This window comes from Streptomyces sp. SCSIO 75703 (genome assembly GCF_036607905.1).
GTDB lineage: Bacteria > Actinomycetota > Actinomycetes > Streptomycetales > Streptomycetaceae > Streptomyces.
In genome coordinates, this window is sequence record NZ_CP144555.1 from 5,359,299 (window position 1) to 5,384,699 (window position 25,401).

Annotated in this window: 25 protein-coding genes and 2 pseudogenes; 13 read left to right on the forward strand and 14 right to left on the reverse strand. The window is 74.2% G+C overall.

Translation table 11 applies throughout. The features are described from left to right. Nucleotides 1-39: 39 nt before the first annotated feature. Complete coding sequence (locus VM636_RS23540; protein WP_338485608.1) at nucleotides 40-843, forward strand: enoyl-CoA hydratase/isomerase family protein; 804 nt, start codon at nucleotides 40-42, stop codon at nucleotides 841-843. 60 nt (nucleotides 844-903) lie between these two features. Here VM636_RS23540 and VM636_RS23545 read toward each other — a convergent pair whose 3' ends face one another. Then, nucleotides 904-1,821 carry a hypothetical protein gene (locus VM636_RS23545; RefSeq protein ID WP_053912666.1) on the reverse strand — a complete coding sequence of 306 codons (918 nt, stop codon included), beginning with the start codon at nucleotides 1,819-1,821 and terminating at the stop codon, nucleotides 904-906. 86 nt (nucleotides 1,822-1,907) lie between these two features. Between VM636_RS23545 and VM636_RS23550 the strand changes: the two genes are divergently transcribed. From VM636_RS23550 to amaP, 5 genes are read left to right on the forward strand one after another with little or no spacing between them, the layout of a single operon-like run. After that, nucleotides 1,908-2,354, forward strand: coding sequence for an Asp23/Gls24 family envelope stress response protein (locus tag VM636_RS23550; protein ID WP_030419963.1), 447 nt, complete (start codon nucleotides 1,908-1,910; stop codon nucleotides 2,352-2,354). Between the two features lie 29 nt (nucleotides 2,355-2,383). Next, entirely contained in the window at nucleotides 2,384-2,569 is a 186-nt protein-coding gene (locus VM636_RS23555) for a hypothetical protein (protein WP_030419962.1), read from the forward strand. Continuing rightward, nucleotides 2,566-2,949, forward strand: coding sequence for a hypothetical protein (locus tag VM636_RS23560; protein ID WP_030419961.1), 384 nt, complete (start codon nucleotides 2,566-2,568; stop codon nucleotides 2,947-2,949). The genes VM636_RS23555 and VM636_RS23560 overlap by 4 nt, the downstream gene beginning before the upstream one ends. Further along, nucleotides 2,946-3,599 carry a DUF6286 domain-containing protein gene (locus VM636_RS23565; protein WP_338485611.1) on the forward strand — a complete coding sequence of 218 codons (654 nt, stop codon included), beginning with the start codon at nucleotides 2,946-2,948 and terminating at the stop codon, nucleotides 3,597-3,599. The genes VM636_RS23560 and VM636_RS23565 overlap by 4 nt, the downstream gene beginning before the upstream one ends. Continuing rightward, entirely contained in the window at nucleotides 3,596-4,183 is a 588-nt protein-coding gene (gene amaP, locus VM636_RS23570; RefSeq protein ID WP_030419959.1) for an alkaline shock response membrane anchor protein AmaP, read from the forward strand. The genes VM636_RS23565 and amaP overlap by 4 nt, the downstream gene beginning before the upstream one ends. A gap of 110 nt (nucleotides 4,184-4,293) precedes the next feature. On the opposite strand, the gene VM636_RS23575 is transcribed toward amaP, so the two are convergent. The 8 genes and pseudogenes from VM636_RS23575 to VM636_RS23610 all read right to left on the reverse strand — a co-directional run bounded on the left by VM636_RS23575 (nucleotide 4,294) and on the right by VM636_RS23610 (nucleotide 13,475). Continuing rightward, nucleotides 4,294-5,049, reverse strand: a complete 756-nt coding sequence (locus VM636_RS23575; RefSeq protein ID WP_030419958.1) for an SDR family oxidoreductase — start codon at nucleotides 5,047-5,049, stop codon at nucleotides 4,294-4,296. 105 nt (nucleotides 5,050-5,154) lie between these two features. Further along, on the reverse strand, nucleotides 5,155-5,955 hold the full coding sequence (locus tag VM636_RS23580; RefSeq protein WP_030419957.1) for an SURF1 family protein: 801 nt from the start codon (nucleotides 5,953-5,955) through the stop codon (nucleotides 5,155-5,157). A gap of 86 nt (nucleotides 5,956-6,041) precedes the next feature. After that, on the reverse strand, nucleotides 6,042-6,275 hold the full coding sequence (locus VM636_RS23585) for a hypothetical protein (RefSeq protein ID WP_078855877.1): 234 nt from the start codon (nucleotides 6,273-6,275) through the stop codon (nucleotides 6,042-6,044). A 78-nt stretch (nucleotides 6,276-6,353) separates the two neighbouring features. Further along, the gene (locus tag VM636_RS23590) at nucleotides 6,354-7,331 is read right to left on the reverse strand and encodes a DEDDh family exonuclease (protein ID WP_030419955.1); all 978 of its coding nucleotides are present in this window, start codon (nucleotides 7,329-7,331) and stop codon (nucleotides 6,354-6,356) included. Between the two features lie 227 nt (nucleotides 7,332-7,558). Next, nucleotides 7,559-8,572 carry a CopD family protein gene (locus VM636_RS23595; protein ID WP_053912668.1) on the reverse strand — a complete coding sequence of 338 codons (1,014 nt, stop codon included), beginning with the start codon at nucleotides 8,570-8,572 and terminating at the stop codon, nucleotides 7,559-7,561. Between the two features lie 237 nt (nucleotides 8,573-8,809). Further along, a pseudogene (locus VM636_RS23600) lies at nucleotides 8,810-10,200 on the reverse strand (CoA transferase). 57 nt (nucleotides 10,201-10,257) lie between these two features. Continuing rightward, entirely contained in the window at nucleotides 10,258-11,787 is a 1,530-nt protein-coding gene (locus VM636_RS23605; protein ID WP_030419952.1) for a S8 family serine peptidase, read from the reverse strand. 149 nt (nucleotides 11,788-11,936) lie between these two features. After that, on the reverse strand, nucleotides 11,937-13,475 hold the full coding sequence (locus VM636_RS23610) for a S8 family serine peptidase (protein WP_030419951.1): 1,539 nt from the start codon (nucleotides 13,473-13,475) through the stop codon (nucleotides 11,937-11,939). 264 nt (nucleotides 13,476-13,739) lie between these two features. Here VM636_RS23610 and VM636_RS23615 point away from each other — a divergent pair, with 264 nt between their 5' ends. The 3 genes from VM636_RS23615 (at nucleotide 13,740) to moaA (ending at nucleotide 16,904) form a co-directional block, all read left to right on the forward strand. Beyond that, nucleotides 13,740-14,096, forward strand: a complete 357-nt coding sequence (locus VM636_RS23615) for a DUF485 domain-containing protein (RefSeq protein WP_030419950.1) — start codon at nucleotides 13,740-13,742, stop codon at nucleotides 14,094-14,096. Continuing rightward, nucleotides 14,093-15,718 (forward strand): cation acetate symporter, encoded by a 1,626-nt coding sequence (locus tag VM636_RS23620; protein WP_030419949.1) that lies wholly within the window; start codon nucleotides 14,093-14,095, stop codon nucleotides 15,716-15,718. The genes VM636_RS23615 and VM636_RS23620 overlap by 4 nt, the downstream gene beginning before the upstream one ends. A gap of 196 nt (nucleotides 15,719-15,914) precedes the next feature. Next, the gene (gene moaA, locus VM636_RS23625) at nucleotides 15,915-16,904 is read left to right on the forward strand and encodes a GTP 3',8-cyclase MoaA (RefSeq protein WP_030419948.1); all 990 of its coding nucleotides are present in this window, start codon (nucleotides 15,915-15,917) and stop codon (nucleotides 16,902-16,904) included. 85 nt (nucleotides 16,905-16,989) lie between these two features. Here the strand turns inward: moaA and VM636_RS23630 are convergent, their stop codons facing one another. Beyond that, entirely contained in the window at nucleotides 16,990-17,211 is a 222-nt protein-coding gene (locus VM636_RS23630; RefSeq protein ID WP_030419947.1) for a hypothetical protein, read from the reverse strand. A 231-nt stretch (nucleotides 17,212-17,442) separates the two neighbouring features. After that, complete coding sequence (locus VM636_RS23635; RefSeq protein WP_030419946.1) at nucleotides 17,443-17,838, reverse strand: DUF3099 domain-containing protein; 396 nt, start codon at nucleotides 17,836-17,838, stop codon at nucleotides 17,443-17,445. A 279-nt stretch (nucleotides 17,839-18,117) separates the two neighbouring features. Between VM636_RS23635 and VM636_RS23640 the strand changes: the two genes are divergently transcribed. Further along, entirely contained in the window at nucleotides 18,118-18,399 is a 282-nt protein-coding gene (locus VM636_RS23640) for a GlsB/YeaQ/YmgE family stress response membrane protein (RefSeq protein WP_030419945.1), read from the forward strand. Nucleotides 18,400-18,481: 82 nt separating this feature from the next. Here VM636_RS23640 and tyrS read toward each other — a convergent pair whose 3' ends face one another. From tyrS to VM636_RS23655, 3 genes are all read right to left on the reverse strand, one after another. Next, nucleotides 18,482-19,750, reverse strand: a complete 1,269-nt coding sequence (gene tyrS, locus VM636_RS23645; protein WP_030419944.1) for a tyrosine--tRNA ligase — start codon at nucleotides 19,748-19,750, stop codon at nucleotides 18,482-18,484. 87 nt (nucleotides 19,751-19,837) lie between these two features. Beyond that, nucleotides 19,838-21,232: a metallopeptidase TldD-related protein gene (locus VM636_RS23650; RefSeq protein ID WP_030419943.1), complete on the reverse strand. Its 1,395-nt coding sequence runs from the start codon at nucleotides 21,230-21,232 to the stop codon at nucleotides 19,838-19,840. Continuing rightward, entirely contained in the window at nucleotides 21,229-22,782 is a 1,554-nt protein-coding gene (locus tag VM636_RS23655; RefSeq protein ID WP_030419942.1) for a TldD/PmbA family protein, read from the reverse strand. Before VM636_RS23655 ends, VM636_RS23650 begins: the two co-directional genes overlap by 4 nt. Nucleotides 22,783-23,059: 277 nt before the next feature. On the opposite strand from VM636_RS23655, the pseudogene VM636_RS23660 reads away from it, so the two are divergent. From VM636_RS23660 to fabI, 3 genes and pseudogenes are all read left to right on the forward strand, one after another. Then, nucleotides 23,060-23,446, forward strand: a pseudogene (locus VM636_RS23660) (ATP-binding protein); the annotation flags it as partial. Nucleotides 23,447-23,726: 280 nt separating this feature from the next. Further along, nucleotides 23,727-24,431 (forward strand): 3-oxoacyl-[acyl-carrier-protein] reductase, encoded by a 705-nt coding sequence (gene fabG / locus VM636_RS23665; RefSeq protein WP_030419941.1) that lies wholly within the window; start codon nucleotides 23,727-23,729, stop codon nucleotides 24,429-24,431. A 5-nt stretch (nucleotides 24,432-24,436) separates the two neighbouring features. After that, complete coding sequence (fabI, locus tag VM636_RS23670) at nucleotides 24,437-25,204, forward strand: enoyl-ACP reductase FabI (protein WP_030419940.1); 768 nt, start codon at nucleotides 24,437-24,439, stop codon at nucleotides 25,202-25,204. The last annotated feature ends 197 nt before the right edge of the window (nucleotides 25,205-25,401 follow it).

Here is a 25,401-nt window from a genome sequence, read left to right on the forward strand (position 1 = left end):
TCCGGCAGAGACGACGACCGCACCCCTCGGAGGCGCCCCATGGCCACGCCCGCCCACGATCACGGTCCCGTTCTCGACCAGGACGGTGTGCGGCTCACCGTCGACGACGCCATCGCCACGGTGACGCTGACCAACCCGGCCAAGCGCAACGCGCAGGGCCCCGCCCTGTGGCGGGCGCTGATCGAGGCCGGCCAGTTGCTGCCGGGCTCGGTCCGCGTCGTCGTGCTGCGCGCCGAGGGGAAGTCGTTCTCGGCGGGGCTCGACCGGAAGGCGTTCACGCCGGAGGGCTTCGACGGCGAGCTGTCGTTCCTCGGCCTCGCGCGCGAGCCCGACGCCGAACTGGACGCGACCATCGCCCTGTACCAGCGGGCGTTCACCTGGTGGCGGCGCAGCGACATCGTGTCGATCGCCGCCGTCCAGGGCCACGCCATCGGGGCCGGTCTCCAGCTCGCCCTCGCCTGCGACCTGCGGATCGTCGCCGAGGACGCGCAGCTCGCCATGCGCGAGACCAGCCTCGGCCTGGTCCCGGACCTCGCGGGCACCCACCCCCTGGTGGGCCTCGTCGGGTACTCCCGCGCGCTGGAGATCTGCCTCACCGGGCGCTTCGTGCCGGCCGAGGAGGCCGTCACCATGGGCCTGGCCAACCTCGCCGTGCCCGCCGACCAGCTCGACGGCGCCGTGCGGGACCTCGCCTCGGCGGTGCTGTCCGCGCCGCGCGACGCCGTCGTCGAGACCAAGGCGCTGCTCCGGGGCGCCCGTGACCGGGACTACGACGCCCAGCGGTCCGCCGAGCGCGCCGCCCAGGCCCGCCGCCTGCGCGACCTGGCCGGCCTCGGCGAGTGACGGGCGCCTGAGCACGGCTTCACCGGTGGGGGCGCGGTCGGCGGGGTGCGCACGCTGTGCTCAGCCGACCGCCGTCACCAGCACGGCCACCGTCGGATGGTCCGCCAGCGCGTCCGACACCGCGGCGCGCACCCGCAGGGCCACCTCCAGCGGCGGATGATCCGCGCCGACCGCGAGTTCCACCCGGACGTGCCGCCGGGCCAGTGCCGCCTGCCCCGGCGGGGGCTCGGAGAGGTGCACCGCGCGGCCGAGCGTGCCCGTCAGCCGGTCCGCCCCCGCCACCCCGAGCACGGCCCCGGCCACCCGCTCCTCGTCCGAGGCCGGGCCCTCCGGCCCCCCGGCGGAGGCGGACTCCCCGGTCCCGGGTGGTGTCCCCGGTCGCCGCGCGGAGCCCCCCGTCCCCCGTTCGGACGCGTCCGAACCGGCGGTCTCCGCCCGCCCGGTGGCCGCCCCCGCCGCTCCGTCGCCTTCCGCCGCCTCTTCGCCGACGGCCCCCGCCGCTCCGCCGTGCGGTGCCGCCTCTTCGCCGCCCGCCGCCGGGCCGCCGTCGGCGGTCCCGGCGCCCGGCCGTCCCTCGTCCGACGGGTCCAGCAGGTCCGTCGCCCGCAGGTCCACCTCCGTCACCGTCAGCCCGAGCCGCCCGGCCGTCTCGGCCAGTGCCCCCCGCAGCCGGTCCGCCGTCTCCGGCAGCGGACGCGCCGCCGTCGCCGCGAAGTCGGCCGTGACGCGCAGCGGGCCGGGCGGCAGTCCGCTCGGCGGCGCCGGGACGGCCGGCTCCCGTACGTCCCCCTCCTCGGCCGGCCCCACGCGCAGCGTCCCCGCCCACGCGCCCCGCACCTCGTCGAACGCCGTCAGCAGCACGTTCCGCGCCGCCCGTTCGGTGATCCACACCCCGTCGAGCGGACCCCCCAGGGGCAGGAACCTGCCGTGCCCCAACTGCTCCCGTACCGTCCGAGCCCACCGTTGCGCCGTCGTCATTCCTCCACCCTGCCGTATCCACGGCGCGGGATCGGGGAACCCTGCTTACGGTGGTCGAAGGAGGACGACCGAAGGGACGTACGACCATGAGCGAGACGACGGCCGAGAGCGCGGTCAAGCAGGGCGGTCGGCGCGGCGGCGGCGACCCCGGGACCCGGGGCCGGACCACCATCGCCGACGGAGTGGTGGAGAAGATCACCGGAATGGCCGCACGCGATGTCGATGGCGTGCACGCCATGGGCAGCGGACTGTCGCGGACCTTCGGAGCCGTGCGGGAGAAGGTCCCCGGCGGCACCAGGTCCGTCACGCGCGGGGTGAAGGCCGAGGTCGGCGAGAAGCAGACCGCCCTCGATCTGGAGATCGTCATCGAATACGGCGTGTCGATCTCCGATGTCGCGCGCGACGTCCGGGAGAACGTGGTGGCGGCGGTGGAGCGGATGACCGGTCTGGAAGTCGTCGAGGTCAACATCGCGGTCAGCGACGTGAAGCTGCCCGACGAGGAGGACGAGGAACCGGAGCCGCGCATCCAGTGACCGGTACGCGGACCTGAGGGGAGCACACCATGAGCATGGCCGTGGTCGGCATGATCGCCGGCATGGCACTGGGGTTCGCCGGGTACTTCGGCGGGTTCGGCGCCTTTCTGCTGGTGGCTGCCCTGGGCGCCGTCGGCTTCGTCGTCGGGCGGTTCCTGGAGGGGGACATGGAACTCGGCGACTTCTTCCGCAGCCGCGACGACCGGCGCCGGTGACAGGCGTGAGCGACGGGGCGGACGAGCGCGGCGAGGGTCCGGGCGCCGTGCCGCCGGGCGAGCGCGGCGCCACCCGGATCGCCGACCGGGTGGTCGCCAAGATCGCCGCCCAGGCGGCGCGGGAGGCGGTCGGGCCCCTGCCGCCCGAAGCGGAGCGCCCCCACGCCACCGTCGTCGTCCACCACGACACCGCCCGCGTCCGCGTCCACCTGGAACTGGACTACCCGAGCGACCTCGGCGCCCGCTGCGGCCGGGTCCGCCACCAGGTGGTCCAGCGGGTGAGCGGTTACGTGGGGATGGCGGTGCCTGAGGTCGCCGTCCAGGTGGAGCGGCTGCACCCCCCGGCGGAGTACGGCGCGGCCCGGCGGAGGACGCGATGACCGAACGCGACGAGCACGAGCACGAGGGCGCGACCCGCGCGATGCCCGTCCTGGAGAAGGACGGTGCCGGGCCCGCGCCGCCCCCGCCCCCCGCCGGCGCCGCCGGCCGGTCGGGACGCTTCTGGTCGGCCCGACGGGTCCCCGCCGGCCTCGTCGCCCTGGTCCTGCTGGGCGCCGCGGGCCTCTTCCTCTACGACATCGCCTCCGTGCGCGCCGGACGGCGGGCGATGGACTGGCGCCGGGAACTGGCCGGCCAGCTCGCCCACCGGCACCTGGACGACACCTGGGTCCTGGTCGGCGCGGGCGTCGCCGCCGCCCTCGGACTGTGGCTGCTCGCCCTGGCCCTCACCCCGGGACTGCGGGCGATGCTGCCGATGCGGCGCACCCACCCGGACGTGCGTGCCGCGCTGGACCGGCGGGCCGCCGCGACCGTGCTGCGCGACCGCGCCGTGGAGGTCCCCGGGGTCCAGTCGGCGCGGGTGCGGATGCGGCGCCGTTCGGCGAAGGTGCGGGCGGTGTCGCACTTCAGGGAGGTGGACGAGGTGCGCGGCGATCTGACCGGAGTGCTCGACGAGGCGGCCCGGGGACTCGGACTGGCCCGGACGCCCGCCGTGGCGGTACGGGTGACGCGGCCGGGACGGAAGGGGTGAGGGCGGTGCTCAGAACCGTCAACCGGGTGCTGCTCGCCCTCGTCGGCCTGGTCCTGATCGCCCTCGGCGGCTCCGTGCTCGCCGTCGGGTACGGCGTGTCGCCGCCGCGCTGGTGGGTCCACCAGGGCCCGCACGACGTGCTGCTCAGCGACGCCGAGCGGACCCGGTGGCGGGACGCGGGCTGGTGGTGGCCGGTGGTCATCGCCGCCCTCGCCGTCCTGCTGCTGCTCGCCCTGTGGTGGCTGGCGTCGGTGCTGCGCCGCCGCCGGCCGGCTGAGGTCCTGATCGACTCGGGCGACGGCGAGGGCGCCGTGGTGCGCGGCCGGGCCCTGGAGGACGCCCTGGCCGAGGAGGCCGGCCGCATCGACGGGGTGGAACGGGCCCGCGCCCGCCTCACCGGCCGCCGGGACGCCCCGCGCACCCGGCTCCGGCTGGTGCTGGCCCCGCACGTGGACCCGGGGACCGCGCTGGACGACCTCACCACCGGCCCGCTGGCCCGCGCCCGCGGTTCGGCGGGCCTCGACTCCCTCCCGGCGGAGGTGCGCCTCAGAGCCGTCCGGCACGGCGCGGAACGGGTGACCTGAGCCGTCCCCACCCCCCGCTCCGGCTGGCTCGGCCTCGCCGTGCCGCCCGCCGGGCGGCACGGCGAGGCGTCTCGTGGCGGGCGGTGGGCTCGTGGTGTCCCGCGGCCCGCCTAGAAGCCGTGGCGCACGCCGCCGTCCACCGGGATCATCACCCCGGTGATGTACGAGGCGGCCGGCGACAGCAGGAACGCCGCCGTACGGCCGAACTCCTCCGGGGCGCCGTAGCGGCGCAGCGGGACGCGGGACTCGGCCGCCGCCCTGGTCGCCTCCGGATCGGCGGACAGGGCGTCCAGCTCGCGCACCCGGTCGGTGTCGATGCGGCCCGGGAGCACGCCGACGACCCGGATGCCGCGCGGGCCCAGCTCGTCGGCGAGGGACTTGGCGAAGCCCGCGAGGCCCGGCCTGAGCCCGTTGGAGATGGTCAGGCCCGCGATGGGCTCGTACACCGACCCGGAGAGCACGAAGCCGATCACGCCGCCCTCCGCCAGCTCGCCCGCCGCCGTGCGGGCCAGCCGCACCGCGCCGAGGAACACCGACTCGAACGCCGCCTGCCACTGCGCGTCCGTGGAGTCGGCGACGAAGCCGGGCGGCGGCCCGCCCACGCTGATCAGCACGCCGTCGAAACGCCCGAAGCGCTCCCGGGCGGTCCCGATCAGCCGTTCGGCGGTGGCCGGGTCAGCGTTGTCGGCGGCCACGCCCACGGCCCCCGGGCCCAGGGCGGACGCCGCCCGCGCGACACTCTCCTCGTCCCGTCCCGTCACGACCACCTTCGCCCCGTCGGCGACCAGTTCGCGCGCGGCGGCGTGGCCCAGGCCGCGGGTGGCTCCCGTGACGACGTACACCCGGTCCTTCAGTCCAAGATCCATGGCCCCATCCTGCCCCCTCGCGCCACGCCGGGGCGAGGGCGCGTACGGGGACGGGCGGGAGCGGTACGGGAGACCGCGGGCCGCGTGGTGGCCGCGGCGGCGGGGTCAGACCCCGGCGGTCTCCGGCTCCGCGTCCGCGCCGGACGTCTCGCGGGCGGCGGTCGCGCGGTCCCGGACCTCGCGCCGGACCAGCACGAACCAGCCGACCGGTACGCCCGCGCAGAACAGCCACCACTGGATCGCGTACGCCATGTGGGGGCCGATGTCACCGTGGTTCGGGGCGCCGATCTGCTGCGGCGTGCTGCCCTCGGGCTCGGGCGAGGTGAGTTCGACGTACCCGCCGAGGACCTCCCGGCCGAGGCGCTGGGCCTCCTGGGCGCTGTTGATCAGCATGACCTGGCGGTCCGGCAGCCGGTCGACGTTCTTGATGCCGCTGGACGCGGTGGTCTCGTCCGGCATCAGCCGGCCGGTGACGGTGATCTCGCCCTCCGGCGGTGCCGGGACCTCGGGGAACGCGAACTGGCTCGGGCCGTCCGCAGGGACCCAGCCCCGGTTGACGACGAGCACCTTGCCGTCGTCCAGCACGAAGGGGGTGAGGACGTGGTAGCCGATCTTGTCGCTCGCGTTGGTGCGGCGCCGCACGACCACCTCGTCGGCCGGGTCGAAGCGGCCCGTCGCCGTCACACGGCGGTAGCGGTGCTCGGCCGGGATCTTCGCTCCCGGCGAGGTCAGCGACTCCGCCGGGACGGGCTCCGCCGCCAGGGACCGCGCGATCGCCTCGTTCAGCGTGACCTTGCGCTCGTGGCGGTGCAGCTGCCAGAAGCCCAGCTCGATCATCGTCGGGATGAGCGCGAGCGCCACGAGGGTGAGGATCACCCACTGGCGGGACAACAGGAAGCGGTACACGCCACGAACGGTACAACGCGGGCGTCCGGCTCCCGCGCGGAGGGTCCGGCGGGGCGGCGGCCGGCCCCGCCGGACCTCCGCACCGGTCACACCCTGTCGACGATGCCCACCCTCCCCTCGGCGCGGGCGCAGTGGGCGCCGCAGTAGAAGTGGCCGTCGGCCTCGACGCCCTGCCCGATGATCTGCACCCGGCAGTGCTCGCAGACCGGGGCCATCCGGTGGATCGCGCACGAGAAGCAGTCGAAGACGTGCACCGCTCCCTGGGCGTGGACCTCGAAGGTCATTCCGTAGGTGTTTCCGCAGACCTCACATGTCGCCATGCGTCACAGGGTGGGCCGTGGCCCCGGCGCGGGCGAGCGGGCGCGGGGCGGGTCGCCCGGAATCACCCGTCCGTACGGCTACCCGTCGGCCGGCTCGACGTCGGCCAGCAACTGCCCGAAGGCCGCCTCGTCCACCACCGGGGTCCCGAACTGCCGCGCCTTGACCGTCTTGGACGTGCCCGAGCCGGGGTCGTTGGTGACGAGGAGGCTGGTCAGCCGGGAGAGGCTGGTGGCGATGTGCAGCCCGGCGTCCACCGCCCGGTCCTCCAGCAGCTCCCGCTCGACGGAGGTGTCACCCGAAAAGGCCACCCGCATCCCCTGCTTGAGGCGTTTGCCCGGTTCGTACCGGCCGGGGTTGGGGTACGGGCAGGCCGGCCGCTTGCGCGAGGGGCGCCAGCCGTGCTGCGCGTAGCCGCCCTGCCGGCCGATGCGCGGGGAGGGCCGGTCCGTCCACTCCGTCAGCGGCCGGCACTCGTGCAGCGGCAGCCGTACGCCGCCCGCCGCCGCGGCCAGCAGGCTCGGCCGGAACGCCTCCGCCAGGACCCGGGCGTCGTCGAGGGCGTGGTGCGCGTGCCGCTGGACGACGCCGAAGTGCGCGGCCAGCGACTCCAGCTTGTGGTTGGGCAGCGGCAGGCCCAGCTCCTTGGAGAGCGCGATGGTGCACAGCCGCTGGCGGACCGGCGGCTCGCTGCGGGCGCGGGCGTACTCCCGGGCGATCATCTGCCAGTCGAAGACGGCGTTGTGCGCGACCAGGACCCGTCCGTCGAGCCGCTCCGCGAACTCCCGGGCCACGTCCCCGAAGAGCGGGGCGCCGCCCAGCACGTCGCTGGTGAGCCCGTGTATCCACACCGGGCCGGGATCGCGCTCGGGGTTGACCAGCGTGTACCAGTGGTCCTCGACCTCTCCGCGGGCGTCCAGCCGGTAGACGGCGGCCGAGATGATGCGGTCGTCGCGGGCCAGTCCGGTGGTCTCCACGTCGACGACCGCGTACCCCTGCGGATACGCGGCCGGCCACGGGGTGGCCGAGGGCGCTGCGGTCGTACGGTCTTCGAGCATGGTCACTGAGGATACGGGCCGTCTCCGACAGGCCGGCCCCGCAGGTCCCCTCCGGCGACCGCCCGTCGCGGCGCCCCGTCAGCTCCCTCCCCGGGCAGGGGCGTTGCGGTCCGGCAGGTCCCCCGGCCCGGGCGCGGGCGGGGGGCGGCGGGTGTGCGCGGGCCCGGCGGGCGCCCTCCGGGAGGGGGCGTCAGGCGGGGGGCCCGGTCTGCCGGAGCGCGGCGGCGTCACCACCGGATCGGCAGCGGAAGCGCCGTCAGGAGCCCGGAGACGGCCACCACCAGGCCCAGCAGCACGACCTCGGCGCGGGCGGGGGAGGAGGCGGTCAGCGGGTCCTCGGCGCGGGCCAGCCGGACCCGGGCCCACAGGGCGAGCGCGGCGACGGCCACCATCAGCAGCACCTTGGCGAGCAGCACGCGCCCGTAGGCCGTCTCCGTCAACTGGTCCAGGATCGTGCCGGCCGGCATCCGGCGCAGCGAACTGCACACGCCCGTCGCCGTGACACCGGCGAGCAGTACGGCCGCCACGCGCGCGTAGCGGCCCAGCAGCGCGGCGCCGGCCGGCGCGTCGCGCCAGCGGCGCATGGTCCGCAGCGCGTGGACCAGTCCGCCGGCCCACAGCGAGGCGCAGACGAGGTGGACCACGGTCAGGCCGGAGCCGAGCAGCGGACTCTGCTCGGAGGCGGGGTGCGCGCGCAGCGCCTCGGCGACCACCACGACGGCCAGCGGCCAGACCTGGGTGCGGGGCCGGGCGGACAGGGCGCAGAGCCCGGCCGCGAGGAAGGCGTTGACCTCCAGCAGCGCGAGCCGGCCGTCGCGGGAGGCGTAGAGGCCGCCCACGTCGATCTCGGCGAAGCCGCCGGGCACCAGGTTGCCGGTGGCGACGACGGAGGCGAGGCCCAGCGCGGCGACGAGGCCGGCCGCCGCCGCGGGGACGGACCAGCTCCGGGGCCGGTCCGGGGGAGCGCCGGGCAGGGCGCGGGCCATGCGGTCGAGGAAGAGTTCGCCGGCGGGTACGGCCAGCGCGGCGAAGAGCACCGTCCGCAGCAGGGCTATGCCCCCGGTGCCGGGGGCGCCGGCCTCGCCGGTGCCGCTCAGCGCGGTGGCCGGGCCGAGCGCGGGTATGAGCGCGCCGAGGGCGACGAGGACGAGGAGCGCGACGGCCCGGCCGGTGCCGGGGGAGGAGGGCCGGGCGTGGCGGCCGGAGCGGGCCGACGGCGACGAGGGTCTTGTCAAGGTCACCCCGAGATCTTCACCAGCTCTCCCAGAACCGGGCAAGCCCAGGAAAACACGGGGCCGTCCGGCGTTCCGACGACGGGGGCGGTTTCCGGCCGCCGCCGCTCCTCGTCTCCCGCCCCTCGCCCGGCCCGTGAGCCCCACCACCCCCGGCGGCCCGGCCCCGTCCCCGCCCTCCTCGGCGACCCGCGCCGCCCGTGTCCGCCGCGACGACCACCGCGCCGCGTCCGCCCCGACCACCCGCTACGACCACCGCGCCCGGTCCGCCCCCGCCGGTCCCGGCGGCGCCGCCCAGTCGGCCGGGCCGCCCGCGAAGGAGACCGCGGGCAGGGCGTACCGCAGCCGTCCGAGGGGGCTGTCCCGCTCCGCGAGCCACGGCTCCGGCCCGGTGTACGCGCCGCCCCGCACCGGCGCACGCCTCCGTCCTCGGCACGGGGACCGTCGGCCGGGACCCCGTCCAGCAGCCAGGCCGCCGTCCGTGCCAGCGACACGCGCACCGTCCGGCTCCCGCCCTCGCGGAGCCGCTCGGTCAGCGCCCGCAGCACCCCCGCCGCCAGCAGGTAGCCCGAGCCGTGGTCCAGGGCCTGCGCCGGCAGCGCCCCCGGCCGCCCGGCACCGCCCTCGACGTGCGCGATGCCGGTGGCCACCTGCACCAGGCTGTCGAAACCGCGCCGGCCGGCCCACGGCCCCGTCGGCCCCCAGGCCGTCAGCCGCGCCACGACCAGACCGGGCCGGCGCTCCGCCAGCGCCCGGGGCGAGAGCCCGAACCGGTCGAGGGCGCCGGGCCGGTACCCGGTGACGACCACGTCCGCCGTGGCGAGCAGTTCCTCGAAGACGTTCCGGCCCGCGCCGAGGTCCAGGGCCGCCGACCGCTTCCCGAAGCCGGTCTCGGCGTGCAGGTCGGGCAGTTCCGGCAGGCCGGGCGGCTCCAGGCGCAGCACGTCCGCGCCGAGCAGGGCGAGGGCGCGGGTGGCGACCGGTCCGGCGAGGACCCGGGTGAGGTCCAGGACGCGTACCCCGGCGGCCGGCAGCGCCGGGGACGGGCCGAGGGGGAGGGCGGGCGCGGGGGCCGCGTCCAGCGTGCCGCGCTCCACCAGCGGCAGGCGGGCCACCGCCGCGCCCTGCGCGGACGCCGCCCACCGGGCCGGGGTGCGCAGGGCCACCGCGAGTCCGCCGGCCGCGGACACGGTCTCCTCCACGTCGAGCGCGGACCGCCGGGCGAGCGCGGCGGCCACCGCGTCCGGGTCCGCCGGCACGTCCAGCGCGCGCAGCAACCGCTCGCGGTGGTGGGGGTAGTTGGCGTGGGTGCGCAGCCGGCCGTCCGCCGTGCGCCACAGCCGGGACAGCGGCGCGAAGGCCACCGGTTCCCGGCCGGCGACGCGCAGCAGCCGTTCGCCGGTGAAGGCGGCGGCGACGGCCCCGTCGTCGACCCGCACCGCCGGTACCGGTCCCGAGCCGGCCCGTGCCGCCGCCAGTTCGGCGGCGGCCAGCGCGCAGGCGGCGACGCAGGCCCGCGCCGCTTCGCGCACCGGAAGCCGGGCGTCGAGCGCACCGGGGCGCTCGACGGCCGACACGCGGGACGTCAGGGCCGGGTCGCCGCCCAGGGCGGACCACACGTACGCGATGTCTCCCATGGCAGAAGCATGCGGGCCGGGCCGGCCGGCGGGCGACCGGCCCGGCCCGCGGGGGCGCTACCGGGTGACGGCTTCCAGCGCGTCCGCCATGCCCCGGCCGTAGAACCCGTTGCGGTTCTTGTTGCCCTCGCACACGGCGTCCACCTTGCCGTCGCCGTCGATGTCGTACGGCTTGGTGCACGGCATCGGGTCGGCCTGCGCGTACAGCAGGGCCTTGACCATGGCGGCCGGGGCGTGCGGGTGGGTCGACTTGATCAGCGCGGCGACGCCCGCGACGTGCGGCGCGGCCATGGAGGTGCCCGCCATGTAGCCCCAGGAGCCGCCCGGCAGGGTGCCCAGGATGAGGCCGCTCGTGGCCGGCGGGGCGGGCGTCTGGTAGGCCGTCGAGTCGCCGCCGGGCGCGGCGATGTCGATGACGCCCAGACCGTGGTTGGAGAAGGACGACTTGATGCCCTTGGCGCCGGTCGAGGCGACGGTGACGACACCCGGGAGCTGGGTCGGGATGTCGTAGCACTTCGAGGTGTCGATCACCCGGTCGCCGGGGGTGCCGTCGTTCGGGGAGGAGGAGTCGTCGAGGCGCTTGGAGGCCAGGTCGTAGTTCTCGTTGCCGGCCGCGGCGACGTTCACCGCGCCCTTCTTCTCCGCGTAGCGGGTGGCCCGGGTGACGGCCTCGACGAGCGCCTTCTGGTCGGCGTCGTCGGTGCAGTTGAAGTACCACGGGTCCACGTAGTAGCTGTTGTTGGTCACGTCGACGCCGTGGTCGGCCGCCCACATGAAGCCGCACACCACGGCCTCGGCGTAGAAGTAGCCGTCCGGGTTGGACACCTTGATGCCGGCGACCTTCACGCCCGGCGCCACCCCGGTCATGCCGATGCCGTTCTTGGCGGCCGCGATCTCACCGGCCACGTGCGTGCCGTGCGGGCTCTCGCCGGCGCCCGGACGCCAGGCGCCCTCGCTGGTGTCGGGCTTGCCCGCGACGCAGTTGACCGAGGCGCGGCGGTCGAAGTTGGGCGCGAGGTCGGGGTGGGTGTCGTCGACGCCGGTGTCGATCACGGCGACCGTCACCTTGCTGCTGCCGAGCGACTTCTGGTGCGCCTTGTCCGCCTTGATGGCGGGCAGGTCCCACTGGAGGGACTCCAGCGGGTCCTTGCCGTCGGCCTGGGCGGCGGCCTCGGCGGCGGCGACCTCCTGGGCGCTGAGCACCTTGGGGGCGCCCATGTCGGTGGTGGCGGCCGAGGGCAGCGGGGCGGTGCGGGTGGCGCCGGCCGAGTGGACGCCGGGCGTCTTGCGCACCGAGGTGGCGAAGTCGGGGTTCGCGGAGTGGACGACGACCACGCCGATCCGGTCGTAGGACGTGACGATCGTGCCGCCCGCCTTGGCTATCGCCTTCTTCACCTGCGCCGAAGGAGCCTTGCCGGACTTGACGTTGACGACGTAGCTGTACGCGTCGGCGTCCGCGGTGACGGCGGTCGGGGCGGGCTCCGCGGCGGCGGCCTGCACGTTGGGCAGGAAGGCCAGGGCGGTGGCGAGGGCCATACCGGCCGGGAGGGCGATGGCGCGGCGGTGACGCGAGGTGGTCACGGTCATGGGCGATGACTCCAGTTCGTTCGGACGGCCGCCGTGGGACGGCCGGAAGGTGCGGAGAGTACGGAGGGTGCGGAAGGCGCCGGGGGTGCCGGGGGCACCGGTGGCACGCGGGGGCCGGGGGCGGGGGAGGGACGCGCGGCGGGCGCGGGTCACTTCACCGCGCGCAGCGCGTCGACGATGCCGTGGCCGTAGAAGCCATTGACCCGCTTGCCGCCCTCGCAGACCGCGTCCGGCGTGCCGTCGCCGTTCTGGTCGTAGGAGGCCGGGCAGCCGGGGTTGACGGCCTGGGCCTTCAGCAACGCCCGCAACTGGGCCGGAGTGGCGTGCGGATGCTTGGACTTGAGCAGCGCGGCGACGCCCGCGGCGTGCGGCGAGGCCATCGAGGTGCCCTGGAGGTAGGCGTACTGGTTGTTCGGCATCGTCGACAGGATGCGGCCGTCCTTCGACGGCGTGTCGGGGATCTGGTAGAGCCGGTCACCGCCGGGCGCGGCGACGTCGACGACGTTCTTGCCGTAGGACGAGTAGTACGACTTGAGGTTCTGCGCGCCCGTCGCGCTCACCGTGACGACGCCCGGGAGCTGGGTGGGCAGGTCGAGGCAGGTGCGCGGGTCGATGGTGCGCGGCACCGGCGTGGTGTCGTTGGGGCTGGAGCCGTCCGCGATGGCCCGCGAGGCCAGGTCGTGGTTGGAGTTGCCCGCCGAGGCGAAGTGCAGGGTGCCCTTGCGCTGGGCGTAGAGCTGGGCCCGGTTCACCGCGTCGACGATCGCCCGCTGGTCGGGGTCGTCCATGCAGTTGTACATCCACGGGTCCACGTAATAGCTGTTGTTGGTGATCTGCACGCCGTGGTCGGCGGCGAACACGAAGGCGCAGACGACGTTCTCCGCGTAGAAGAGGCCGTTGTCCGGGTCGCTCACCTTGATGCCGGCGACCTTGACGCCGGGGGCGACCCCGGCGACGCCTATCCCGTTGCGGGCCGCGGCTATCTCCCCGGCGACGTGGGTGCCGTGGTAGTCGCCGTCGGTGTAGGGGCGCCAGGCGCCGGGGCTGGTGTCCGCCGTGCCGCCCACGCAGTTGGCGGACTGGCGGGCGGAGAAGTTCGGGGCGAGGTCGGGGTGGGTGTCGTCGACGCCGGTGTCGATCACGGCGACGGTGACCCGGGGACTGCCCGGGTTGATCTTCGCGGCCTTGTCGGCGCCTATCGCGCGCAGGTCCCACTGGTCCGCCTCCAGGGGCTCCCCGGCCCCCTGGGCGGCGGAGGCGCGCGTCGTCCGCGCGGCCTGCTCCGCGGAGAGCATCTCCACGGAGCCCTCCTCGGTGGTGCCCACGGGGGCCAGCGGCGCGGTGCGGGTGGCGCCCGCCGACTGCACGCCGCGCACCGCGCGCATCGCCGCGGCGAAGCCCGGGTCCGAGGCGTGCACGACGAACACGCCGATCTTCTCGTGCGTCTCGACCACCGTGCCGCCGGCCCGGGAGATCGCGTGCCGCACGGTGGCGAGCGTGGTGCGGTCCGTCTTCGTGTTGACGACGTACGCCAGGGCGGGCGCGTCCGCGGCCCCGGCGGCCCGCGCGGCGGTCCGTCCGTCCGGGGCCGCCGACGCGGTCGCGGGCAGGAAACCGAGCGACACGGTCAGGGACAGCGCGACGGGCACGGCGAGGGCCAGCCGGCGTCTGGAACGCAGATGAACCATGGGGTCTCCACATCATCCGGAAAGAGAACCGGCCCGAACACAGGTGGCGGTCGGGCAGGTACATGACGGAAGTGGTGCAGAGTGAAGCTATCTCCCGAAGTCGCTGGCCAGCAATGACTTCCCGCGACCGAGTTCGGAAAGTCCGACGGGTGTTGAACCGGTCCCCGGGGCGCGCCGTGTCGTTGGACAGGGAAGCCGGGGCACGAGCCGCCCCGGCCTCCGAACGAGGTACCAGCCGTCATGACCGTCGTACGAGGAGACTCCGTGGCCACCGACGCACCGCCCCCCTCGAAAGAGGAACACCGACTTCCCTCCGCCGAGGAGTTCTCCGAGGTGCAGAACAGTGCGGAGTTCGGTGAACTGCGCCGTTCCTTCCGCTCCTTCGCCTTCCCCCTGACGATCGCCTTCGTCCTCTGGTACCTGCTCTACGTGCTGCTGTCGAACTACGCCGGCGGCTTCATGGGCACCCGACTCTTCGGCAACATCAACGTCGCGCTCGTCCTCGGCCTCGCCCAGTTCGTCACCACCTTCCTCATCGCCTGGTGGTACTCGCGGCACGCCGCCGCACAGCTCGACCCCAAGGCCGAGGCCATCAAGTCCCGGATGGAGGGCGACGCATGAGCACCGCGCAGCACACGGTCCTGGCCGTGAACGAGGCCGGCGAGCACCGGCCCCTGATCATCACCCTGTTCGCACTGTTCGTCCTCGCCACGCTCGGCATCACCATCTGGGCGGGCCGCCAGACCAAGGACGCCGCCGACTTCTACGCGGGCGGACGGCAGTTCAGCGCCCTGCAGAACGGACTCGCCGTCTCCGGCGACTACATGTCCGCCGCGTCCTTCCTCGGCATCGCCGGCGCCATCGCCATCTTCGGCTACGACGGGTTCCTGTACTCGATCGGCTTCCTGGTCGCCTGGCTCGTCGCCCTGCTCCTGGTGGCCGAACCGCTGCGCAACTCCGGCCGCTACACCATGGGCGACGTCCTCGCCTACCGGATGCGCCAGCGGCCCGTGCGCACCGCCGCCGGCACCTCCACGATCGTCGTCTCGATCTTCTACCTGCTGGCCCAGATGGCCGGCGCGGGCGTCCTCGTCTCCCTGCTCCTCGGCATCACCTCCGACGCGGGCAAGGTCCTCATCGTCGCCCTGGTCGGCGTCCTGATGATCGTGTACGTCTCCATCGGCGGCATGAAGGGCACCACCTGGGTCCAGATGGTCAAGGCCGTCCTCCTCATCGGCGGCACGATCCTCATCACCTTCCTGGTGCTGCTCAAGTTCCACTTCAACGTCTCCGACCTGCTCGGCCAGGCCGCCGAGAACAGCGGCAAGGGCGCGGCCTTCCTGGAGCCCGGCCTCCAGTACGGGGCGAGCGGCACCACCAAGCTGGACTTCATCTCCCTGGGCATCGCCCTGGTGCTCGGCACCGCCGGCCTGCCGCACATCCTGATCCGGTTCTACACGGTGCCCAACGCCAAGGCCGCCCGGAAGTCCGTGAACTGGGCCATCGGCATCATCGGCGCCTTCTACCTGATGACCATCGCGCTCGGCTTCGGCGCCGCCGCGCTCATCTCCCAGGACGAGATCAAGGCGTCCAACCCGTCCGGCAACACCGCGGCGCCCCTGCTCGCCCTGCACATCGGCGGCGTCGACTCGGCCTGGGGCGCGATCCTGCTCGCCACCATCTCCGCGGTCGCCTTCGCCACGATCCTCGCCGTGGTCGCCGGACTCACCCTCGCCTCCTCGTCCTCCTTCGCCCACGACATCTACGCCAACGTCATCCGCAAGGGGAAGGCCACCGGCCGCGAGGAGGTGCGCGCCGCCCGCTGGGCGACCGTCTTCATCGGCGTCGTCTCCATCGGCCTCGGCACCCTCGCCCGCGACCTGAACGTGGCCGGCCTGGTCGCCCTGGCCTTCGCGGTCGCCGCCTCCGCCAACCTGCCGACCATCCTCTACAGCCTCTTCTGGAAGCGGTTCACCACCCAGGGAGCCCTCTGGTCGATCTACGGCGGCCTCGTCGTCGCCGTCGGACTGGTGCTCTTCTCGCCCGTGGTCTCCGGCGACCCCACCGCGATGTTCCCCGACGTGGACTTCGCCTGGTTCCCGCTGAAGAACCCGGGCCTGATCTCCATCCCCTTCGGCTTCCTCATGGGCTGGCTCGGCACCCTCCTGTCCAAGGAGGAGCCCGACACCGCCAAGTACGCCGAACTGGAGGTCCGCTCCCTCACCGGCACCGGCGCGCACTGAGCCGCACGCCGCACGCCGCACGCCGCACGTACACGGCGCGGCCGCGTCGCGGGCACCCCTGGAGGTGTCCACGACGCGGCCGCCCCCCGTGCCGTAGGAACCGCCGATCCGCCGGTCCCGCGCGGGTCACGTAGGCTCGCAGATGTCGGTGGAGACCAGGAGCGCTCCGCCGGCTCATGTCGAGGGAGGGGGCCCCATGCTCATCGACACCTACGGACGAGTGGCCACCGACCTGCGGGTCTCGCTCACCGACCGCTGCAACCTGCGCTGCACCTACTGCATGCCCGAGGAAGGGTTGCAGTGGCTGGCCAAACCCGATCTGCTGACCGACGACGAGATCGTCCGCCTCATCGGCATCGCGGTCACCTCCCTCGGCGTCGAGGAGGTCCGCTTCACCGGCGGCGAGCCCCTGCTCCGCCCCGGGCTGCCCGGCATCGTCGCCCGCGTCGCCGCCCTGGAACCGCGACCCGAGACCTCCCTGACCACCAACGGCATCGGTCTCGGCCGCACCGCGCGCGCCCTCAAGGACGCCGGACTGGACCGGGTCAACGTCTCCCTGGACACCCTGCGACCCGACGTCTTCAAGGCGCTCACCCGCCGGGACCGGCACAAGGACGTCCTGGAGGGGCTGCGCGCCGCCCGGGAGGCCGGACTGACCCCCGTCAAGGTCAACACGGTCCTCATGCCCGGCCTCAACGCCGACGAGGCCCCCGACCTGCTCGCCTGGGCCGTCGAGCACGACTACGAACTCCGCTTCATCGAGCAGATGCCCCTCGACGCCCAGCACGGCTGGAAGCGCGAGGGCATGGTCACCGCCGGCGACATCCTCGCCGCGCTGCGCACCCGCTTCGAGCTGACCCCCGAGGGCACCGAGGAGCGTGGCTCGGCGCCCGCCGAACGCTGGGTCGTGGACGGCGGCCCCCACACCGTCGGCGTCATCGCCTCCGTCACCCGCCCGTTCTGCTCCGCCTGCGACCGCACCCGCCTGACCGCGGACGGCCAGGTGCGCACCTGCCTCTTCGCCCGCGAGGAGACCGACCTGCGCGCCGCCCTGCGCTCGGACGCGCCCGACGAGGAGATCGCCCGGCTGTGGCGGCAGGCGATGTGGGGGAAGAAGGCGGGCGCGGGCCTCGACGACCCGTCCTTCGTCCAGCCCGACCGCCCGATGTCGGCGATCGGCGGCTGACGGGCGAACCACCTCGGCGGCTGGGGTCTTTCGTTGGGATCAGGCCGGCCCCCTCCCTGATCCGGCTTGATCCCAACGAGAGGCCCTACGCGTCCTCGGCGGCCCGCCACTCCTCGAAGGCCACGACGTCCTTCAGGAAACCGCGCATCCCCAGGAACTGGGACAGGTGCTCGCGGTGCTCCTCGCACGCGAGCCACGTCTTGCGCCGCTCCGGCGTGTGGATCTTGGGGTTGTTCCAGGCCAGCACCCACACGGCCGCCGCACGGCAGCCCTTGGCGGAGCAGATCGGAAGCGTCTGGTCACTCACGGTTCGTCTCACAGCCCCCGGAACGGGCGCGGCACCCGGCCGCGGAAAAGGCGACGCCGAGCAGCCACGGGGGGAGCTGCCCGGCGTCGGTCCGTCGCTCCGACGGGGGATGCGGAGCGCCTACGAAGTATGTCACGGGTCCCCTGCCGCCCGGCACCGGAACAACACGATTGATCCGAGCCGCCTCGCGCGCTGGCGTGGAATCGCCGCCCGCGGGGCGGCGCCGGACCGTCACGGACGGCCGTGCGGCTCGTGCCCCGCCCCGGCGGCGGAGGTCTTCTGCGCGTCCTCCGCGTCGGATTCCGCCGCGTCCTCGCCGGACCCGGGAGGGGTGATCATCGTGCGCGTGGGCGCGGCCACGAACGTCGACGGCAGGCCCGGCGCGTTCTCCCGGCCGGCGTTGGCGATCACCACCGCGATGTACGGCAGCACCGCGCCGAGCACCAGGGCCACGATCGACACGTACCGTTCCACACCCCACAGACACGCGGCCAGGATGACCGAAACCGTCCTGATCGACATGGAGATCACGTATCGGCGCTGCCGCGCGCGGACATCCTCCTGGAGGCCCGTTCGGGCTCCGGTGATCCGGAACACCTCGGCGCCGCCGCCATTCCGCTTCCGCATCACGTTCCACCAACCGCCCGCATCGGTCCCTTCCCCGCCCCGCTGCCGTCCGTGACCGCTCGGGGTCCCGGTCCCGGACCCTTCCCACGGTACGCCGCGCCTTCCGCGCCGACGAGACCGGGGCGCCCCGGGTCCGCCCGCCCGGAGTACGCCCGGCGCCGGGGCGCCGTACCCCGTCCGGTCGTACCCGGCATGCGCCGTTCGCGGTACGACCGGAGACTTCCCGTAGTGCTCCGAGCCGAATGAGCCAAGCCGAGTGGGGCAAACGAGGAGGCAGACATGGGCTGGTTGTGGGCGATCATCGTCGGTTTCGTGCTGGGACTGATCGCCAAGGCGATCATTCCGGGGAAGCAGCACAGCCCCCTGTGGCTGATCACCATCTTCGGCATGCTCGGCGCCATCGTCGGCAACGCGGTCGCCCGCGCGGCCGGGGTGGCGGCCACCTCCGGCATCGACTGGTGGCGGCACCTGTTCCAGCTCGTGGCGGCCATCATCATCGTCGCCGTCGGTGACGCGCTCTACATGGCGGTGCGCGGCAACCGCCGCCGCGAACGGGCCTGAGCCCCGCCGGTACACCGACGCGACACGCCGAAGGGGCGGTCCCGGAGCCAGATGGCCCACGGAACCGCCCCCTCGGCGTGTCTCAGCCGGCGCCGACCTCCACCGCGGCCAGGTTCCGCTTACCGCGGCGCAGCACCAGCCACCGCCCGTGCAGCAGGTCCTCGCGGCCGGGCACCGCGTCCTCGGTGGCCACCTTCACGTTGTTCACGTACGCGCCGCCCTCCTTCACGGTGCGCCGCGCGGCGGACTTGCTGGCCACCAGGCCGACCTCGGCGAACAGGTCCACGACCGGGGCGAGCTCCGCCACCCGCGCGCGCGGCAGCTCGGACAGCGCCGCCGCCAGCGTCCGCTCGTCCAGCGCGGCGAGATCGCCCTGCCCGAACAGCGCCCGCGAGGCGCCGATCACGGCGGCCGTCTGCTCCGCGCCGTGCACCAGCGTGGTCAGCTCCTCCGCCAGCGCCCGCTGCGCCGCCCGCGCCTGCGGACGCTCCTCCGTCTGCTTCTCCAGCTCCTCCAGCTCCGCGCGGGACCGGAAGGACAGGATGCGCATGTACCGCGAGATGTCCCGGTCGTCCACGTTCAGCCAGAACTGGTAGAAGGCGTACGGCGTCGTCATCTCCGGGTCGAGCCAGACGGCGCCGCCCTCGGTCTTGCCGAACTTCGTGCCGTCCGCCTTCGTCATCAGCGGCGTCGCGTACGCGTGCGCGGTGGCGTCCGGCTCCAGCCGGTGCAGCAGGTCCAGGCCCGCGGTGAGGTTGCCCCACTGGTCGCTGCCGCCCTGCTGGAGCACGCAGCCGTACCTCCGGTAGAGCTGGAGGAAGTCCATGGCCTGGAGGAGCTGGTAACTGAACTCCGTGTAACTGATGCCCTCGGACGACTCCAGCCGGCGGGCGACGGAGTCCTTGGTCAGCATCTTGTTGACCCGGAAGTGCTTGCCGACGTCCCGCAGGAACTCGATCGCCGACAGGTTCTGCGTCCAGTCGAGGTTGTTGACCATGACGGCCGCGTTCTCGCCCTCGAAGGACAGGAACGGCTCGATCTGCCCGCGCAGCCGCTCCACCCAGCCGGCCACGGTCTCCGGCGAGTTCAGCGTGCGCTCCGCCGTCGGCCGCGGATCGCCGATCTGCCCGGTAGCCCCGCCGACCAGCGCCAGCGGCCGGTGACCCGCCCGCTGGAGCCGCCGCACCGTGAGCACCTGCACCAGGTGCCCCACGTGCAGCGAGGGGGCGGTCGGGTCGAAACCGCAATAGAACGTCACGGGACCGTCCGCGAGCGCCTTGCGCAAGGCGTCCTCGTCGGTGGACTGGGCGAACAGCCCGCGCCACTTCAGCTCGTCGACGATGTCCGTCACGGTTCTCGTGTCTCCTCGGTGATGCCGCTACTGCGAATCGGTGCCGTGCGGCCGTCCGGGGGACGGCCGCGGTCAATGCCTACGAGGTTATACGCCCCGGCTGACCGAGCTCATGTTGAATTCGGGCACGCGCAGCGGGGGCATCGCGGCCCGGGTGAACCAGTCCGCCCACTCCCGCGGCAGCGTCCTGCCGGTGCGCCCCGCCTCGGTGGCCCGGCCCAGCACGTCCACCGGCGACTCGTTGAAGCGGAAGTTGTTGACCTCCCCGGTCACCTCCCCGTCCTCGACGAGGTAGACGCCGTCACGGGTGAGGCCGGTCAGCAGCAGCGTCGCCGGGTCCACCTCGCGGATGTACCACAGGCAGGTCAGCAGCAGCCCGCGCCGGGTGCCGGCGACCATCTCCGCCAGCGAGCGGTCGGAGCCCCCCTCCAGCACCAGGTTGCCGACCGGCGGGCGCACGGGCAGCCCGGTCAGCTCCGCGCCGTGCCGGGTCGTCGGCAGATGGGCCAGCTCGCCCTCGCGGACCCAGTCGGTGGCCGCCAGCGGCAGCCCGTTGTCGAACACCGACGCGTCACCGCCCGAGGAGTGCGCGATCACGAAGGGCGCGCACTCCAGCCCCGGCTCCCGCGGGTCGCCGCGCAGCGTCAGCGGCAGCGCGGCGACCCGGTCGCCCACGCGCGTGCCGCCGCCCGGCCGGGAGAACACGGTGCGCCCCTCGGCCGCGTCCCGGCCCGAGGACGACCACATCTGGTAGATCAGCAGGTCCGCGACGGCGGTCGGCGGCAGCAGCGTCTCGTAGCGCCCCGCGGGCAGTTCCACCCGCCGTGCCGCCCAGCCCAGCCGTACGCCCAGCTCCGCGTCGAGCGCGATCGGGTCGGCGTCCCGGAAGTCCCGGGTGGAACGGCCCGCCCACGCCGACCGGGTCCGGTCCGGCGACTTCGCGTTCACCTCCAGCGTCCCGTTCGGCTGGTCGTGCCGCAGCCGCAGCCCCGTCGAGGTCCCCACGTACGTGGAGGTCACCTCGTGGTGGGCGAAACCGTACAGCTCGCGCCCGCCCGCCCGCGCGCGGGCGAACGCCTCCCCGAGGGCCGGCGCGAACTCCGCGAACACGGCCGACGAGGTCTCCGCGGGACCCTCCGTGAAGTCCGCCGACACCGGCACGTCCCGGACCAGCGGCTGCGCGTCCTCCGCGGGCCCGGCGGCGCGCGCGGCCTCCTCCGCGGCCCGTACCAGCGGCTCCAGGTCGTCCGCGGTCACCGCCGACCGGGACACCACGCCGGACGCGGTGCCCTCCCGGCCGTCGACGGTGGCGACGACCGTGAGCGTGCGCCCGCGCGTGACGCCGTTGGTGGTGAGCGCGTTGCCCGCCCAGCGCAGGTTGGCGGTGGAGTGCTCCTCCGCGAGGACGACGCAGCCGTCGGCACGGGACAGGTCCAGCGCCCGTTCGACCACCTCGTGCGGCTTGTCGGTACGCGCGCTCATCGGCCGGCCTCCTGCGTGGTGTTCAGAATGGTGACGCCCTCGAAGAGGGCGGACGGACAGCCGTGCGACACGGCGGCGACCTGCCCCGGCTGGGCCTTGCCACAGTTGAAGGCGCCGCCCAGGACATAGGTCTGCGGGCCGCCGACGGCCGCCATGGAGCCCCAGAAGTCGGTGGTGCTCGCCTGGTACGCCACGTCCCGCACCTGGCCCACCAGGCGCCCGTTCTCGATCCGGTGGAACCGCTGCCCGGTGAACTGGAAGTTGTACCGCTGCATGTCGATGGACCACGAGCGGTCCCCGACCACGTAGATGCCCCGCTCCACGCCACCGATCAGGTCCTCGGTGGACAGCCCGCCGGGATCGGGCCGCAGCGACACGTTGGCCATCCGCTGCACCGGCACGTGCGCGGGGGAGTCGGCGAAGGCACACCCGTTGGACCGCTCGAACCCGGTCAGCCGGGCGATCCGCCGGTCGAGCTGGTAGCCCACGAGGGTGCCGTCGCGCACCAGGTCCCAGGACTGCGCCGCGACGCCCTCGTCGTCGTAGCCGACGGTCGCCAGGCCGTGCTCGGCGGTGCGGTCGCCGGTGACGTTCATCAGCTCCGAGCCGTAGCGCAGGGTGCCCAGCCGGTCGAAGGTGGCGAACGAGGTGCCCGCGTACGCCGCCTCGTAGCCGAGGGCACGGTCCAGCTCGGTCGCGTGCCCGATCGACTCGTGGATGGTCAGCCACAGGTTGGACGGGTCGACGACCAGGTCGTACCGCCCGGCCTCCACGCTCGGCGCCCGCATCTTCTCGGCCAGCAGCTCCGGCAGCTCGGCCAGTTCCGCGTCCCAGTCCCAGCCGGTGCCGGTGAGGTACTCCCAGCCCCGCCCGACCGGGGGCGCCAGGGTGCGCATCGAGTCGAACTCGCCGCTCGCCCCGTCCACCGCCACGGCCGTCAGCACCGGGTGCAGCCGGACCCGCTGCTGCGTGGTCACCGTCCCGGCGGTGTCCGCGTAGAACTTGTTCTCGTGCACGGTGAGCAGCGAGGCGTCCACGTGGTCCACCCCGTCCGCGGCGAGGAGGCGCCCGCTGAACTCCGCGAGCAGCCCCGCCTTCTCCTCGGCCGGCACGTCGAACGGATCGATCTCGTACGAGGAGACCCACGTCCGGTCGGCGTGCACCGGCTCGTCGGCCAGCTCCACGTACCCCCACCGCCCGTGCGGCGTGGCCGGGGCGGCGTCCGGTCCGGCCGCCTCGATGACCCGGGCGGAGAGCCGCGCCATCGCCACCGCCTGCGAGGCGACCTTCGCGGCGGCGTCCAGGGTGAGGTCCACGCCCGAGGCGAAGCCCCACGCGCCGTCGTGCACGACCCGCACCGCGAACCCCAGGTCGGTGCTGTCGGAGGACCCGGCGGGCCTGGCGTCCCGCAGCCGCCAGGAAGCGCTGCGCACCCGCTCCAGCCGGAAGTCCGCGTGCGAGGCGCCGAGGGACCGCGCCCGCGCGAGGGCGGCGTCGGCGAGGGCGCGCAGGGGGAGTGCCGTGAAGGCGTCGTCGATGCTGTGCGGCACGGGGAGGATCCCTTCGGGGCTTGCCTGTGGTGACCGTCGCGTGCAGTGAACCACGTCTCACGGGCCGACGGGCGGGCACGGGAACGACTCCCGTACCCGCCCGCGGGCGTTCCCGGGCGACGTGATCTCAGTCCTGCCACGGGGAGTTGCCCACCCGGTCCAGAGTGCGCGCCGATACAGCCGCGCTTGTATGGGTGTCGTCCCTGTTGGCGGACCGGGAGGCGCCGGAACGCTGAGCGCACCGGCTTCACGGGCCCAAGAGGCCGTCACCGTAAGCGTGTTCGCCCAGCGGTTCCCCGCGACGCGGCGGGGCGCCCGTCTCGCCCGCCGACTCGCCGCGCACCGCCTCGACCTGGGGCACCTGCCCCACGGCAGCCCCGTGTCCGACACCGTCGCCCTCGTCGTGGCCGAACTCGCCGCCGACGCGGTCCTCCACGGCCGCGTCCCCGGACGCGACTTCGCACTGCGGCTCGCGTACGACCGGACGGCGGGGCTCCTCCGCGTCGAGGTGTCTGACACCCACCCACGGCCGCCCGCACCGCCGGGGCGGCCCTCCGCCAGCGCCGACGGCGGCAGGGGCCTCCTCCTCGTCGAGGCCGTCGCCGACCGCTGGGGGGTGACCGGGCGGACGGGGCCGGGCAAGACCGTGTGGACCGAGTGCGCGGTCCGGCGCCCCGGACGCCTGACCGGGACCCTTCGGTGGGCGGGGCTCGACGGGGGCCGGGGATGTGGGCGTCCACCGGGGCGGCTCCCGACACGCCCGGTGTGCGGGACGGGGCCGGGTGTTTTCTGTAGGGACCCGACAGTGAGTCCGGTGAGCGACTGTGGGTGCCCGATTCTCCGGGACGGGACGCGGACCGATAGGTTTTCGGGGAAGCCGCCTGTCGTCGCCACTGGTCATCCGGGTGCTCGGGCGGAGTACCAGCTAGGGAAAGGGTGATCCGATGAGCCGCTCGGTTCTCGTCACCGGAGGCAACCGGGGCATCGGCCTCGCCATCGCCCGCGCGTTCGCCGACGCGGGCGACAAGGTCGCGGTCACGTACCGCTCGGGCGAGCCGCCGGAGGGCTTCCTGGCCGTCAAGTGCGACATCACCGACAGCGAACAGGTGGAGCAGGCCTACAAGGAGATCGAGGAGACCCACGGTCCCGTCGAGGTCCTGGTCGCCAACGCCGGCGTCACCAAGGACCAGCTCCTGATGCGCATGTCCGAGGAGGACTTCACCTCCGTCGTCGACACCAACCTCACCGGCACCTTCCGCGTCGTCAAGCGCGCCAACCGCGCCATGCTGCGCGCCAAGAAGGGCCGTGTCGTCCTCATCTCCTCCGTCGTCGGGCTGCTCGGCTCCGCGGGACAGGCGAACTACGCCGCCTCCAAGGCCGCCCTGGTCGGCTTCGCGCGCTCCCTCGCCCGTGAGCTGGGCTCGCGCAACATCACCTTCAACGTCGTCGCGCCCGGTTTCGTCGACACCGACATGACCAAGGTCCTCACCGACGAGCAGCGCGCGGGCATCGTCTCGCAGGTGCCGCTCGGCCGGTACGCGCAGCCGGAGGAGATCGCCGCGGCGGTGCGATTCCTCGCCTCGGACGACGCCTCGTACATCACTGGAGCCGTCATTCCCGTTGACGGCGGACTGGGAATGGGTCACTGATCACCATGAGCGGAATTCTCGAAGGCAAGCGCATCCTGATCACCGGTGTGCTGACGGAGTCCTCCATCGCCTTCCACACGGCCAAGCTGGCCCAGGAGCAGGGCGCCGAGATCATCCTCACCGCCTTCCCGCGGCCCACGCTGACCGAGCGCATCGCCAAGAAGCTGCCCAAGCCCGCCAAGGTCATCGAGCTGGACGTCACCAACGACGAGCACCTCGCGCGCCTGGCCGACGTCGTCGGCGAGGAGCTGGGCGGTCTCGACGGCGTCGTGCACTCCATCGGCTTCGCGCCGCAGGACGCGCTCGGCGGCAACTTCCTCAACACGCCGTTCGAGTCGGTCGCCACGGCCATGCACGTCTCGGCGTACTCCCTGAAGTCGCTGACCATGGCCTGCCTGCCGCTGATGCAGAACGGCGGCTCGGTCGTCGGCCTGACCTTCGACGCCCAGTTCGCCTGGCCGCAGTACGACTGGATGGGCCCGGCCAAGGCCGCCCTGGAGGCCACCAGCCGCTACATGGCCCGCGACCTCGGCAAGCAGAACATCCGCTGCAACCTCGTCTCCGCCGGCCCGCTCGGCTCGATGGCCGCCAAGTCCATCCCGGGCTTCGGCGAGCTGGCCTCGGTGTGGGACACCCGCTCCCCCCTGGAGTGGGACCTGAAGGACCCGGAGCCGGCCGGCCGCGGTGTCGTCGCCCTGCTGAGCGACTGGTTCCCGAAGACGACGGGCGAGATCGTCCACGTCGACGGCGGTCTGCACGCCATCGGCGCCTGACCGGTCCGGCGCCGTCGGCGCCCTCACCGCTCCGCCTCACGGGGCCCGCGTCCGACCGGACGCGGGCCCTCGGCGTTCACCCGGCCGACCGGCGGGGGCGGCCGGGTCGCCTCGGCCTCCCCCCGCGGCCGTCCGGAGACCGCCTGAGGCCGTCCGGAGAGTGCCCGCGGCCGTCCGGAGACCAACGCCCGGAGCCT

What these genes read in the sequence shown, in the direction of transcription:
- VM636_RS23545 (WP_053912666.1), bottom strand. Translation starts at nt 1,821, where the DNA reads ATGACGACGGCGCAACGGTGGGCTCGGACGGTACGGGAGCAGTTGGGG.
- VM636_RS23565 (WP_338485611.1), top strand. Translation starts at nt 2,946, where the DNA reads ATGACCGAACGCGACGAGCACGAGCACGAGGGCGCGACCCGCGCGATG.
- VM636_RS23640 (WP_030419945.1), top strand. Translation starts at nt 18,118, where the DNA reads ATGGGCTGGTTGTGGGCGATCATCGTCGGTTTCGTGCTGGGACTGATC.
- moaA (WP_030419948.1), top strand. Translation starts at nt 15,915, where the DNA reads ATGCTCATCGACACCTACGGACGAGTGGCCACCGACCTGCGGGTCTCG.
- VM636_RS23650 (WP_030419943.1), bottom strand. Translation starts at nt 21,232, where the DNA reads ATGAGCGCGCGTACCGACAAGCCGCACGAGGTGGTCGAACGGGCGCTG.
- fabI (WP_030419940.1), top strand. Translation starts at nt 24,437, where the DNA reads ATGAGCGGAATTCTCGAAGGCAAGCGCATCCTGATCACCGGTGTGCTG.
- VM636_RS23540 (WP_338485608.1), top strand. Translation starts at nt 40, where the DNA reads ATGGCCACGCCCGCCCACGATCACGGTCCCGTTCTCGACCAGGACGGT.
- VM636_RS23575 (WP_030419958.1), bottom strand. Translation starts at nt 5,049, where the DNA reads ATGGATCTTGGACTGAAGGACCGGGTGTACGTCGTCACGGGAGCCACC.
- VM636_RS23605 (WP_030419952.1), bottom strand. Translation starts at nt 11,787, where the DNA reads ATGACCGTGACCACCTCGCGTCACCGCCGCGCCATCGCCCTCCCGGCC.
- VM636_RS23590 (WP_030419955.1), bottom strand. Translation starts at nt 7,331, where the DNA reads ATGCTCGAAGACCGTACGACCGCAGCGCCCTCGGCCACCCCGTGGCCG.
- VM636_RS23550 (WP_030419963.1), top strand. Translation starts at nt 1,908, where the DNA reads ATGAGCGAGACGACGGCCGAGAGCGCGGTCAAGCAGGGCGGTCGGCGC.
- VM636_RS23555 (WP_030419962.1), top strand. Translation starts at nt 2,384, where the DNA reads ATGAGCATGGCCGTGGTCGGCATGATCGCCGGCATGGCACTGGGGTTC.
- fabG (WP_030419941.1), top strand. Translation starts at nt 23,727, where the DNA reads ATGAGCCGCTCGGTTCTCGTCACCGGAGGCAACCGGGGCATCGGCCTC.
- VM636_RS23635 (WP_030419946.1), bottom strand. Translation starts at nt 17,838, where the DNA reads ATGCGGAAGCGGAATGGCGGCGGCGCCGAGGTGTTCCGGATCACCGGA.
- VM636_RS23585 (WP_078855877.1), bottom strand. Translation starts at nt 6,275, where the DNA reads ATGGCGACATGTGAGGTCTGCGGAAACACCTACGGAATGACCTTCGAG.
- VM636_RS23610 (WP_030419951.1), bottom strand. Translation starts at nt 13,475, where the DNA reads ATGGTTCATCTGCGTTCCAGACGCCGGCTGGCCCTCGCCGTGCCCGTC.
- VM636_RS23620 (WP_030419949.1), top strand. Translation starts at nt 14,093, where the DNA reads ATGAGCACCGCGCAGCACACGGTCCTGGCCGTGAACGAGGCCGGCGAG.